The sequence below is a fragment of the Paenibacillus sp. 32352 genome (genome assembly GCF_002042965.1).
Taxonomy (GTDB): Bacteria; Bacillota; Bacilli; order Paenibacillales; family NBRC-103111; genus Paenibacillus_S; species Paenibacillus_S vulneris.
The window spans coordinates 383922-396455 of the sequence record NZ_MZNT01000002.1; the positions used below are offsets into that span (position 1 = coordinate 383922).

The window sequence follows — 12534 nt, forward strand, 5'->3', positions numbered from 1 at the left end:
AGCCGGTGTCCCTAAGGGAGCCGGCGTTTTTCGCAGTCAGGGAAAGAAGGATTTACAATCGGCCTAAACCGTACTATAGTGTGGATAGCAAATCTTGAGGAGACATCAACATGAATGAAAAGCAAGCTATGCCGTCCCGAAGGCATCATTTCATCTTTATTCTGGTGACCTTGTTTTACTGGGCTTCCCTGTATACGTATATTCCTATTTTGTCGCCGTATTTAGACCATATGGGGGCAACTTACAGCTTCGCCGGATTAGTACTCGGGAGCTATGGCTTCGTTCAAATTATACTTAGGCTTCCGCTAGGTATTACCTCGGACAGAATGAAGGTGCGGAAGCCCTTTATTATGATTGGAATGATCGGGACGACGATAAGCTGTCTGTGCTTCGCGCTTGGCGGACATCTCGGATGGATCTTGACCGGACGTCTTATTTCCGGGATCGGGGCTTCGACTTGGGCTGCGTTCACCGTACTGTACGCCAGCTACTTCAGCCAAGAGCAGGCCACGAGAGCCATGAGCCTAATCAGCCTATTGACGGCAAGCGGTCAATTGATCGGAATGAGCGTCAGTGGTTATTTGGTGAAGGAATGGGGATGGAACTCTACCTTTTGGCTTGGCAGCATAATCGGTGCGGCTGGCTTATTGGCTAGCTTCTTTATTTTTGAACCGAAACAGGCAGTATCCCGCAAACCGATTGAGCTGAAGGATCTTGTTCAGGTCATGAAGGAGCCGCTGCTACTTAAAGTATCTGTGCTCTCTATATTAGCCCACAGCATTTTGTTTATTACGATGTTTGGTTTCACGCCTTCACATGCTTTGGCTTTGGGGGCAAGTCAGCTCGATCTGACCGTGCTGGTCTTCGCATTCATGGTGCCGCATGCCTTCAGCAACTACATTTCGGGCAGATGGCTGGCACCGAAATTCGGCTCGTGGAACCTGGTACTGATCGCTTTTCTATTCAGTGCGGCCTGTACTACAGCCATATCCATGGTAAGCAGCTTTTCCGGTCTTGTGATCACACAAATGATGAACGGCTTCTTCCAGGGCATATATTTCCCCCTCATGCTGACGCTTGCGATTCAAAAGATTCATCCGCAGAAGCAGGCGACCGCAATGGGATTCTATCAGGCTGTATATGCCATCGGGATGTTCGCCGGACCTTTCCTGGCGGGATGGATTAATGAATGGGGCGGGCTGAGAAGCGGTTTTTATTTCGCCGGCTTGATCGGTGTCGTCGCGTTCGTGCTTACTTTCGTTTGGAGCCGGGCTGAACTGAAATCTGCCAAGACTGGGCTCAAGAGACAAGATAATGCCGCTTCGATAGTAAAGTAGGCACTAAATAGACATCTGCTCTTTCTAGAGAGAGGATGTCTTTTTTTTATTAGGTTCGACGTTAAAAAATGAACCCGATTAGTACGTCGAAAAGCTTTGATAATATCCAAAAAGGAAAGAATGTATAGTAATCATCAACAAATATCACAACAATAACTCCTGATAGAAAGCCAACCCCTACGGCCAATACGTAATCCACTTTTGTTTTTATCCAACCTGAAGAACAACCAATTGCCAAAATTAGTGGTATAAATGTTAAACCAACGGTTAGTTGTCCTATCGAAAATCCTGCTAAAAAACTGAATAAATAAATCCCGAGGGCGGAAATCCAATAAAACTGTCGCTTACCTGAGATAGCAATAAGTAATGATAAAACCGTTACAATCAATATAAAAAATGCAATTATAGTAAAAATCGGCAAACTATACACCTCCACACCGTCATTTTATCATTTACTCTACTGCAAGTTGAAACAAATTTTCCTATTCCTTAAGCGGGAACAGCAGGTATTTCCAACCTGCTAAATATAAAAGGCTCATTTGCACCAAAATATATACCCCATCGGGGTATGTTGATAATAGCTCGGCTTTCTAGGCTTCTCAACAGACTCGCTATGACTTGTGGTGTTATTTTAAGCTGATGATCGTAAGAAAGCATAACACGATAATAAGTTTCCCAATTCCCAAATGCAGCCTTGTTGGTCTATTCTAGAGCAGGAGGCATCGCTAAGAGTTTTTGAAACCCTTTTCAAAAAGGGGGAATGCACTCCGTCATCGTATCAAATCTGACCAGACAAGGGAGAAGGAGACATGAAGATGATCCACGAATCCAAACAATTATTGAGAGATGCTCAGTTAACTATGCTGCAGATTGCTCGAAATGATTATTCGGAACAGCGAACCATTTCACCTCATGTGCATGAACATTTTCACCAGCTGGTCATCGTCCACAAAGGCAGCGGCGAGATGCAGTTCAACGACAGCCTGTATCCCGTAGCCGGGCGATATTATTATTTAATACCGCCTAATTCGAGACACGCGTTCTACTTCAAAGAAGAGTCGGTTGCCGTAGATTATAAGTTCAAGCTTAACGACGAAGGCTTGGTGCACGCCATTGCCGAATCCCCGAGCTACGGCACATGCACGAATGACGATCTGGTTGATTTAAAGCAGTGGTTTCAGCTTACGATGGAATTCAGCAAATGTCCCGACCCGTTAACCTTGTACCGGATAGATTCCGGCTTTAAGGGAACCTTGCTGTCCTTGCTGCAAAAAAGCAGAGGGCAAAGGGCGGAAATACAAGATGCCTCTAGAATGAAGGACGGAGCCTATTCGGATTTCCCGATAGCGGCTTACATCAACGAGCATTTGTCCGAGAAGCTATCCTTACTGGACATAGCGAATCATTTCGGATTTCACCCGCATTATATTATTAAAATATGCAATGATCATATCGGCATGAGCCCCATGCAATATTTGCAGGAGAAGCGTCTGGAAAAAGCGATGGAGTATTTGGAGGAAACGAAGTGGACTGTCACTGAAATCAGCGAAAAGCTGGGGTGGACCACGTCTTACTTTTCCCGTCTGTTCCATCAGAAGAAAGGAATATCCCCCTCACAGTTCCGCAAAAGCGCGGTTTATCCGATCAGTACGGATATATGGGAAGAGGCTGACCACGCGGCGGCAGGCCAATAACTAAGGGAGAATGAAGTGAAACGATATTAGATATTCGGAGCGGTTTATCATATAATAGAGGGATAAATTTTACTAGTAGAGTTGCGAGAGGAAGCTGACGATGAAGCACTATGTTGTATTCTTGCCCATGCTCGATGAAGAAAAAAGTCAAACGTACCGCGCGCAGCATCTCGAATATTTGTTAGAGATGCGCAGCCGGGGACATATTTTTGCCAACGGACGGTTCGTTGACGGTGCCGGAGGAATGGTCATCTATAGAGCGGAATCCCTGGAAGCGGTAGAGGCTTTCGTATTGAATGATCCTTATGTTATTCACCAGGCCAGAGGCTATGAAATTCATGAGTGGGACATGGTGCTGGCCGACTAGGTACTCTACATAGGTGATCCCAGGCCGATTTTTCTGTACTCAGAGAAATCGGCTTCTATTCTGTTATAACGGTTAAGGAGAATGAAAAGCATGAATGACTACTTAAGCTGCAGCCGGTTTGGTCACCCGTCTGAAGTGCTTCAGCTTCATAATAAGCCATTGGAACAGCCCGGGCCGGGTGAGCTGCTGGTACGAATGATAAGCTCCCCTATCAATCCGTCTGATCTGATTCCGATCCAAGGAGCTTACGCACATCGGATTGCCCTTCCCATGATTCCCGGGTATGAGGGTGTCGGAAAGGTGGTGGAGGCAGGAAGGAATGTATCTGCATCCATGCTTGGCCGGCGGGTTCTGGCACTAAGGGGAGAGGGTACTTGGCAGGACTATGTACGGGTACCTGCGGAGCTGGCAGTTCCTGTCCCGGATACGATCTCCGATGATACTGCATCCCAGCTGTACATTAACCCGGTGACTGCCTGGCTGCTGTGCCAACAGTACCTGGCTGACGCCGAGGGCGACTTCGTCTTGATCAACGCAGCTGGCTCCTCCATAGGGCGGATCTTTGCACAGTTATCCCAAGTGTTTGGATTTCGAGTGATTGCGGCTGTAAGAAATGATCTGCATACCGAAGCTTTGCTGCTTAAGGGGGCTGAGTATGTTATAAATAACTCTGCAACATCATTGCATGAAGCGGTTATGGATATAACGAAAGGGCGAGGGGCTGGATTCGGAATCGATTCCATCGGAGGTACGGCGGCTGAGGAGCTGGCAAGCTGCATCTCCTTTGGAGGCATAGTGGTGAGTGTCGGCCTTCTATCCGGAATTCCGGTCGATTGGATTCGCTTAGCCCGGACAACGGGGATCCGTCCTGCCATGTACTGGCTGCGTCATTGGGTGGAGAAGGCAGAGGTTCAGGAATGGCACAAGCCGTTCGTCAGCATCATGGAGCTTGTTCATAAGGGCCTGCTGCAGTTGGATGCCCCGGGGGCGCGATTTGCAATAACTGATTTTCAACAGGCGATAGCTGCAGCGACGGCCCCAGGTCAATCAGGTAAGACCGTCTTTTCTTGGTAAGAAAATTTCCCGCGAAATTCAACCATTTCCCGGGTAAGCGCAGAACTCGATAAAAAGCGCATTTCCTTCGACATTCCGTGTTGAAAACCGTTAAGGTCTTCACGGATGCTGTCGAGAGAAAGGCGCTTTTTGTGCGTTTCGTATGCTCAATTTCGGGTTAAGAACCGATTTCCGTGTACATGCTTTGAACCTTTTGCAGCCGTATGTACTCATTTTTTTGCAGTCCCGGCCGGAAATAGCTGTAGAGATAGGCTGCTTCATGAAATGACAATCCCGTGTGGCATACCACTTCCTGAATCGTATGCGGATTGTCGAGAATAAGCTGCCACTCTCCCTCCCGCTCGCCGGGCGCAACGGTTTGCAGAAGCTTGATCTTAACCTCGGCGATTTGCTGCAATTCATCCCAGACCTGGGACCAAGAGGGACTAAACCGCTCAGGCTGGGGGAATAAATCCCGAGCTGTGGTGATCCAGGAGATGATGGCGTCCGCATCGTCCTCCTGAAATTGCTTGAGCTTATTCTTGAACCCTTCCAAAAGCATGTGAAAGGCGGAATAGCCGCCATCGTCTATCGATGCTTTCCAAGAAGCCAGCTCCTCTTCAGAAATCCCGTTCTCCAACTGCTGCCATTGATTCCGGTTCATCGAATGTACGTCTCCTCCTGATATAGTAGGGTAGATTTGAAATTAATTTAGCATATTATTGATGGGATGGAAAGAGATGCCTGAAATGCATTTTGACATTCCATTCCAAGTTGTGTAGCATGGTATTAGGATGGACACGCATCATTAGACATCGAATGATAATATGAAGGGAGAGTATCGAGCATGTATGATATTGTTATTATCGGAGCAGGGCCTGCAGGCGGAAGCGCCGCATTGTTCGCAGCGAAGGCAGGGAAGAAAACGCTTTTAATTGACAGTGACCAGGGCATGACCAAACGCGCTTGGCTGGAAAACCATTACGGCATCATGGAAATGACGGGGGCCGAGCTGGTCGAGATCGGCCAGAAGCAGGCTGTGAAATTCGGCGCCGAGCTGGTGCATGCCAAGGTTAGCAATGTAACCCAAGCAGGGGAAAGCTTCCAGGTCGAGACGGAAAACGAGCGTTACGAAGGCAAGCATGTCATCCTGGCAACCGGTGCCCTCGTCGATCTGGCGCAGCATATCGGCTTGCAAACCAAAGACGGTACCGAACCTAGAATCAAGACCGTCATCGATACATCTCCGGAAGGAAAAACGTCCATTCCCGGCATTTGGGCAGCGGGTACGGCGGCGGGTGTCAGTGTACATACCATCGTTACGGCCGGTGACGGTGCCAAGGTAGCCATTAACGTTATCAGCGAGCTGAACGGCGAGCGTTATGTAGACCATGATGTAATTAAGAAGGGCTCTTAATTTATTAACCTATAGTAAAAGAACCTCAAGGCTGTTCGTCAGCATTTTGCTGCTGCGGACAGTCTTTTTTGGCATGATGGCGTAATACAAATCGGAGCTTCCCGCAGAGTGCCTTAACGCACTCGAATCCATGGCACCGCTTCTCAGGCTATTCGGGCATGAATTTCGACAAAGCTCAGCGTATCTTTCGACGTAATCTTTCGTTGTCGGTCTCGCTAAAGTCCTTTACAATGGAGTCAAGTCTCGGGCATGGAGGAGATTCGAAATGTGGAGATTCAAAGGTCGGGAAGCGGGCAGTCATCAGGTGTTTATTCGTTTATTGGTGCCCAATCTGCTGTTTTTACTGCTGCCGCTGTTAGTCGGAGGGATCATCTACTATAAAACACTTCATGAGATGGAGAAGGAAGTGACGGCCGGGAATATGAATGTTCTGCAGCAAAGCAGGGACATCCTGGACCGCCGCTTGGCCGAGCTTTCCTCCATAGCAATCCAACTCGTTAACGATACGAGAATTATGCAGTTTCAGCATATTCGCGAACCGTTCCAGGGCTCCAACATCAACCGCATTTGGGATACCCGCAAAGCCATCCAAAATTTCAGCCTCACCAATAACTTTATTTTCCATTATTTTGTTATCTACAAGAACAGCGAGCTCGTATTTACGGAAAATTCCACATACGGGCTGTTTGATTTTTACAATACATTTCGTTATGTAGGCTTGGATGCGGACAGCTGGAAAGACATGATTATCGGTTCTTACCAGCAGCGCAGTATGCTCCCGTCCCATCAAGTGATTGTTAACGGTAATATGTATACTCTGTTAACCTACATTCATTCCTTGGGTTATCCCGGTTATCCCCAAGGAGCCGTTGTGATTACGATAGACAATCGGGAGGTACAGAAGCTGATGGGCGGTCTGGATTTGTCCGGCGGCGGTTGGGCAAATATCATTGATCAGAACGGGAAAATGATCAGCACCTCAGCCTCTGACGCACCGGTGAGCTGGATTCAGCGCTCCAAGCTGGCGGGTAAGGAAGGAAGCATGCTGGAGCAGATAGACAACCAGCCCATGCGGATCACCTACACCACCTCATCGTACAACGGCTGGACGTACTTGGTTGCCCAACCGGATCATATTGTCTTGAAAAAGGTCCTTTATATCAAAAAAATCATTTTTACCATGACTCTTATCTTCCTTGCGTCAGGTCTGTTGATTGCCTATCTGATCGCCTACAGAAACAGCCGCCCGTTAAGAACGATCATGGAAACCATCATGGAACGAATGGAAGGCAGACCGGAGACCGGTCCTGATGCCTACCGGTTCATACGGGAGTCCGTATCCAGGCTTATCGATAACAATCACGAGCTGACGGACAAGATGAAGAAGCATGCTCCCTACTTGCAAGCGGCTTTATTCGAGAGGCTGCTGAAAGGGGATTTTCTCTCGGCCAGGGATACATCGGTGCTGCTGCAGCATGTTGGCATTGAAGCGCAGGGAAGCCACTATTCTGTCGTCATAGTTCAGCTGCAAGGGTATGACGGCGGATTCGACGCCTCGTCTCTGGAGGAGCTTGACCTCAAAAGGGTAATGATCAAAGAAATGCTTCGCGGCGGGCTTAAGGTCAGTATGTACTGGCATGATCTCGCAGAGGATCAAATTGCGCTTCTGATTGCGTACGGGAGAGACATTCCTGACCCTGATTTAACGTACCTGGCAGAGGCGCTTCCCGGAGTGGGTGAAATGATTCTTGCACAGCTGAATGTGCGGACAAGGTTTGCCATCGGGGGCATCTACAAAGAGCTGCTGCATATTTCCCGATCCTTTGAGGAAGCGAAGCAGGCGCTTCAATTCATATCGTGGAGAAATCAAAACGGTGCTGCCCGTTACGATGAAATACCGCAGGAGCACAGCGGTTATTATTATCCTTCGGATCTCGAGATCCGGCTTAGCAACCTGGCTCTGGCAGGCGAATATGCCGCAGTGGAGTCCGTATTGACCGATCTGCATCGAATCAACTTTGTAGAGAGACGTCTGTCGGTTCCCATGCTGCAATTATTCATGAACGAGATGATAGGCACTTTGATTAAGCTTTTGCCGCAGATGGGGCTGAATGAAGGAATTCTGCAGGATAAGCTGAAATTGGTCACTACGGAATTGACATCTTACGAAGGCCTGGAAAAGCAATATCTATCGTATACAGCCGTTTACCGGCAACTTTGCAATTACGTCAATGATCATAAAAAGAGCCAGAACGGGCAGCTGCTGGACAGCATCATTGTCCTGCTGCAGGAGACCTTCACCGATCCGGACATCAGTCTGGATTCCGTTGCGGAGCGAATGGGAATCTCCAGAGGCTATTTATCCCAATTTTTTAAAGAGCAGACGGGCATCAACTTTTCCGATTATCTGGAGGGTCTTCGAATGAAGCTTGCAAGGGAGCTGCTGGCTGAGACCGACCTGCCCGTATTTGAAATTGCCGTTCGGGTGGGGTACAGCTCCTCTAACACGTTTTGCCGGGCGTTCAAACGAATCAATGGTGTCAGCACCACAGCATTTCGCAGCTCTAAGGTAATTTGAATGCGCTTTCTGAACCATTGCATATCATATGAAGCAATGCACATAAGCCGTTCTGAACGGCTGCACATAGAGCTGCACACAATCCTATTTACGTCTAAACCGCTGATGAGTAAGGTGGAGAAAGGACGACGGCAGCGTTTGAATCTGGACAGGATAATCCGCTATCCGTAGAAAAACAGAATGAGGGGGTGAGCCATTGGAAGCGCTTAAAGAAACATCAGGTGTGCAAACCGGAGCCGGCGTGAGAGCGAGAGCACGAACGCCATTCACCAAAATACGAAAAGGGTGGAGGCTGTATGCATTAATAGCACTTCCATTGATTTACATTATTATTTTTAAGTATGTTCCGATGTACGGCGCTCAAATTGCCTTCAAAAACTTTATTGTGACCAAAGGAATCTGGGACAGCGAGTGGGTGGGCTTCAAGCACTTCGACCGTTTTTTTCATTCCTATGAGTTTTGGAGATTAATGAGCAATACGATCCTGCTCAGTGTGTACAGCCTGGTGGCAGGCTTCCCGTTTCCGATCATCCTGGCGCTTAGCCTGAACTACGTGAAGAATCAGCTGTTCAAAAAATCCGTGCAAATGATAACCTATGCACCGCATTTTATTTCCGTCGTTGTAATGGTAGGAATCATTCTCGAGCTCCTGGAGCCGAGGAACGGCATCGTAAATAATGTGCTCAAGCTGATAGGGCTGAACCCGATCAATTTCATGGGTGTGCCGGAATATTTTAAATCCATCTATGTGTGGTCGGGCATTTGGCAGAGTGTAGGCTTTGGCTGCATCATCTATTTGGCCGCGTTGGCAAGCATCGATCCGGCCCTGCACGAAGCGGCCGTCGTAGACGGAGCTAACAAGCTGCAGCGGATGTGGCATATCGACCTTCCGGGGATCATGCCAATAGCAATTATTATGCTGATCATGAATACGGGGCATATGCTGGACGTCGGCTTTGAGAAAGTGCTATTGATGCAGAACCCGCTGAACATTCGCACCTCCGAGGTGATCGATACCTATGTATACAAAGTCGGTCTGACCTCGCAAGCGTTGAACTACTCTTATCCTACGGCTATCGGTTTGTTCAAATCGGTCATCAATCTGATTTTACTTATCATGGTTAATAAAATTGCCCAAAAAACAAAACAGGCCAGCTTATGGTAAGCGGAGGGAGGAGCAGGCGTTGGAACCTACGGCGATCAGGGAAACGAAGAGCGATCAGGTGTTCACCGTGGTCAATTATACGATTTTGTCACTATTCTTGATTACGATATTGTATCCTTTGATTTATGTTGTAAGCGCTTCAATCAGCAGCTCGGAAGCCGTCATATCGGGCAAGGTCTGGCTGTGGCCGGTTCATCCTTCTCTGGAGGGCTACAGTGCGGTATTCAAGCACAAGCTGATCTGGAGCGGGTTTATGAATTCCATCTATTATACGGTGGCGGGAACGCTGATTAATGTCGTTATGACGATCTTGGCTGCGTATCCTTTGTCGCGAAAAGACTTTTACGGCAAAAATGTGTTCATGTTCCTGTTCGTCTTCACCATGATGTTCTCCGGCGGCTTGATCCCAACCTATATGCTGGTCAAGGACCTGGGCTTGCTGAATACGACATGGTCGATGCTACTGCCCGGAGCGCTGGGAGTATGGAATATGATTATCACCAGAACGTATTTTCAAACGACGATTCCTGACGAGCTGCTTGAGGCTTCGCAGTTAGACGGCTGTACGGACTTTCAATTTGTATGGAAAATTGTGCTGCCGCTGTCCGGCCCCATTATTGCGGTTATTGCTTTGTTCTATGCGGTGGGCCACTGGAATTCGTATTTTAATGCCTTGATTTATTTGAAAAAGCAGAGCTTATATCCGCTGCAGCTCGTGCTCAGAGATATCCTTGTGCAAAATGACGTGGATATGAACATGCTGATGGACGTTGCGGAGCAGGCCAAGCGGGAGGGCTTGAGAGAGCTGCTGAAATATTCGTTGATCGTTGTTGCAACAGTGCCTCTGCTGGTTGTTTATCCGTTTGTCCAAAAATATTTCGTTAAAGGGATTATGATCGGATCGTTGAAGGGGTAGCCAGAGGATACATTCAGCTAATGCTTACGAAGTCAGTTTCGCTCCGCGAAACTCAAAGTTGATGCTTACGAAGTTAGTTTCGCTCCGCGAAACTCTTAGGAGGGGTTCAAATGAGAAAAATAACGCTCATCTCGCTCTCGCTGCTGCTAAGTATGGGAATCGTATTAAGCGCTTGCTCCGGGAAGGAGGAAGCTCCGCCTTCCGATCCTTCGAAATCGTCGCAGGTCGCGGTGAATCCGCCGGGGCAATTTCCTATCACCAACGAAAAGACGACCATCAAGGTACTGGTCAAGGGGAGCTCGTCTGTTGAGGACTTTGCAACCAATGAGTTCACAAAATGGCTAGAGCAAAAAACGAACATCCATATTGATTGGGAGGTAGCCCCGGAAAAATCGGCGACGGAAAAGCTGAATCTGGTTCTCTCCAGCGGTGATTATCCTGACGTAATTATGGGCTTCGGCGTATCGCCGACACAAATGATGATCTATGGGAGCCAAGGCGTGTTTCTTCCGCTGAATGATCTGATTGACAAGTACGGCGTCGAGATGAAAAAGATGTTTCAGGAAAATGCGTTTTACAAGGATCTGATCACGGCTCCAGACGGCAAAATCTATGCGCTGCCGCAGGTAAATGAATGCTATCACTGCATGTATCAGCAACGAATGTGGATTCATAAGCCATGGCTCGATAAGCTGGGCTTGCAGATGCCGACCACGACCGATGAGTTCTACGAAGTGCTGAAAGCCTTCAAGACCAAAGATCCTAACGGCAACGGCAAGGCCGATGAAATCCCGCTGTCAGGCTCTATCCAGGCTTCCAGCAGCAATCTGTTCTCCACGCAGATGCTCGACTCCTTCCTTATGAACGCCTTCATCTATGACCATGGCGATAAAAAGCTGTATCTGGATAACGGGAAGGTGTCGGTGCCATACAATAAGCCGGAGTGGAAGGAAGGCTTGAAATACATCCATAAGCTGTATGCCGAAGGATTAATCGATCCGCAAGCATTGACTCAAGATAACAACCAATTGAAAAAATTGGGTGAAAATCCGGACACCGTCATTCTGGGAGCTTCCTCCGGCCATAATATGGGCTCTCTGACCACTTTGGGAGGCAGCAGCGGAAGATGGCTGACCTATGTAGCGGTCCCTCCGTTGAAGGGACCTAGCGGCTTCCAGACCGCAGCTTACCATCCTTATGTCGTAGGAAACGGGCAGTACGTCATAACCAAAAACGCCAAAAATCCAGAAGCGGCCTTCCGCTTGGCGGATTTCCTGTACAATACACCCGATACGACGCTCAGATGGTATGCAGGCCGTGAAGGCGTAGAATGGCGCTACGCGGAAAAAGGGGAGATCGGCATTAACGGCAAGCCGGCTATCTGGAAGCAGCTGACCCCATGGGGCGGCGTACAAAACGTTAACTGGTCGCAGACCGGACCGAACTATCGCTCCAATGATTTCCGGCTGGGTGAGGTGGCGAACCCGGAGCAGCCGCTTGAGGTCATCCTGTATAATGAAACCAAGACCAAGATGGAGCCGAAGCAAATGCCGATTGAGAAAGTGATGCCTCCAGTCTTTTTTACCGCGGATCAGGCTTCAGAATTGGCGGATCTGGAGAAGACGATTCTGGATCATGTGAAGGAAATGATGGCGCGCTTCATAACCGGCGATTCGGACATTGACAAAAACTGGGATGCCTACGTGAAGAACCTGGATAATATGAATCTGAAAAGATATCTGGAAATTTATCAGACGGCCTATGACGCTAATTTCAAGAAGAAAAAATAAGTAACGAGAATCGCCCTTAAACCCGCTGAATACAGGGAGTTAAGGGCGATTTTGCTTGCCAAATATTGCGAACAAAAGTTCCAATTGATTCCGTTCCAACAGCGTAATAAGATAAATGAGCCTGAAATTCGGAGTCTGTAAAATGTGAAAAAAAAGATGTAATCCTTTCGTAACGATTTCCATTTCGCGACTGTGTATAGTAAAGGTACAGCTGAGA

The 12534-nt window shown here is 48.1% G+C and carries 11 protein-coding genes; 9 read left to right on the plus strand and 2 right to left on the minus strand.

The genetic code is table 11. The features are described 5' to 3' along the window. Positions 1 to 110: 110 nt before the first annotated feature. Positions 111 to 1337, plus strand: a complete 1227-nt coding sequence (locus B1728_RS06050) for an MFS transporter (protein WP_079909284.1) — start codon at positions 111 to 113, stop codon at positions 1335 to 1337. Between the two features lie 61 nt (positions 1338 to 1398). Here B1728_RS06050 and B1728_RS06055 read toward each other — a convergent pair whose 3' ends face one another. After that, positions 1399 to 1758, minus strand: coding sequence for a hypothetical protein (locus B1728_RS06055; protein ID WP_256865253.1), 360 nt, complete (start codon positions 1756 to 1758; stop codon positions 1399 to 1401). 388 nt (positions 1759 to 2146) lie between these two features. On the opposite strand from B1728_RS06055, the gene B1728_RS06060 reads away from it, so the two are divergent. The 3 genes from B1728_RS06060 (at position 2147) to B1728_RS06070 (ending at position 4472) form a co-directional block, all read left to right on the plus strand. Beyond that, entirely contained in the window at positions 2147 to 3031 is an 885-nt protein-coding gene (locus tag B1728_RS06060; protein WP_079909285.1) for a helix-turn-helix domain-containing protein, read from the plus strand. 100 nt (positions 3032 to 3131) lie between these two features. Then, the gene (locus tag B1728_RS06065) at positions 3132 to 3398 is read left to right on the plus strand and encodes a YciI family protein (protein ID WP_079909286.1); all 267 of its coding nucleotides are present in this window, start codon (positions 3132 to 3134) and stop codon (positions 3396 to 3398) included. A 90-nt stretch (positions 3399 to 3488) separates the two neighbouring features. Beyond that, the gene (locus B1728_RS06070) at positions 3489 to 4472 is read left to right on the plus strand and encodes a zinc-dependent alcohol dehydrogenase family protein (RefSeq protein WP_256865254.1); all 984 of its coding nucleotides are present in this window, start codon (positions 3489 to 3491) and stop codon (positions 4470 to 4472) included. A 157-nt stretch (positions 4473 to 4629) separates the two neighbouring features. Here B1728_RS06070 and B1728_RS06075 read toward each other — a convergent pair whose 3' ends face one another. Continuing rightward, positions 4630 to 5115: a hypothetical protein gene (locus B1728_RS06075; RefSeq protein WP_079909288.1), complete on the minus strand. Its 486-nt coding sequence runs from the start codon at positions 5113 to 5115 to the stop codon at positions 4630 to 4632. Between the two features lie 183 nt (positions 5116 to 5298). Here B1728_RS06075 and B1728_RS06080 point away from each other — a divergent pair, with 183 nt between their 5' ends. The 5 genes from B1728_RS06080 to B1728_RS06100 all read left to right on the plus strand — a co-directional run bounded on the left by B1728_RS06080 (position 5299) and on the right by B1728_RS06100 (position 12317). Beyond that, positions 5299 to 5868 (plus strand): FAD-dependent oxidoreductase, encoded by a 570-nt coding sequence (locus tag B1728_RS06080; RefSeq protein WP_079909289.1) that lies wholly within the window; start codon positions 5299 to 5301, stop codon positions 5866 to 5868. Between the two features lie 265 nt (positions 5869 to 6133). After that, complete coding sequence (locus B1728_RS06085) at positions 6134 to 8446, plus strand: helix-turn-helix domain-containing protein (RefSeq protein WP_079909290.1); 2313 nt, start codon at positions 6134 to 6136, stop codon at positions 8444 to 8446. Between the two features lie 196 nt (positions 8447 to 8642). Next, complete coding sequence (locus B1728_RS06090) at positions 8643 to 9611, plus strand: ABC transporter permease (RefSeq protein WP_306293511.1); 969 nt, start codon at positions 8643 to 8645, stop codon at positions 9609 to 9611. 19 nt (positions 9612 to 9630) lie between these two features. Then, positions 9631 to 10527 (plus strand): carbohydrate ABC transporter permease, encoded by an 897-nt coding sequence (locus B1728_RS06095; protein WP_079909291.1) that lies wholly within the window; start codon positions 9631 to 9633, stop codon positions 10525 to 10527. 110 nt (positions 10528 to 10637) lie between these two features. Beyond that, positions 10638 to 12317: an ABC transporter substrate-binding protein gene (locus B1728_RS06100; RefSeq protein WP_079909292.1), complete on the plus strand. Its 1680-nt coding sequence runs from the start codon at positions 10638 to 10640 to the stop codon at positions 12315 to 12317. Positions 12318 to 12534: the final 217 nt, after the last annotated feature.

Coding starts and splice junctions, on each gene's coding strand:
- B1728_RS06050 (WP_079909284.1), top strand. CDS start 111: ATGAATGAAAAGCAAGCTATGCCGTCCCGAAGGCATCATTTCATCTTT.
- B1728_RS06070 (WP_256865254.1), top strand. CDS start 3,489: ATGAATGACTACTTAAGCTGCAGCCGGTTTGGTCACCCGTCTGAAGTG.
- B1728_RS06060 (WP_079909285.1), top strand. CDS start 2,147: ATGAAGATGATCCACGAATCCAAACAATTATTGAGAGATGCTCAGTTA.
- B1728_RS06075 (WP_079909288.1), bottom strand. CDS start 5,115: ATGAACCGGAATCAATGGCAGCAGTTGGAGAACGGGATTTCTGAAGAG.
- B1728_RS06085 (WP_079909290.1), top strand. CDS start 6,134: ATGTGGAGATTCAAAGGTCGGGAAGCGGGCAGTCATCAGGTGTTTATT.
- B1728_RS06065 (WP_079909286.1), top strand. CDS start 3,132: ATGAAGCACTATGTTGTATTCTTGCCCATGCTCGATGAAGAAAAAAGT.
- B1728_RS06100 (WP_079909292.1), top strand. CDS start 10,638: ATGAGAAAAATAACGCTCATCTCGCTCTCGCTGCTGCTAAGTATGGGA.
- B1728_RS06080 (WP_079909289.1), top strand. CDS start 5,299: ATGTATGATATTGTTATTATCGGAGCAGGGCCTGCAGGCGGAAGCGCC.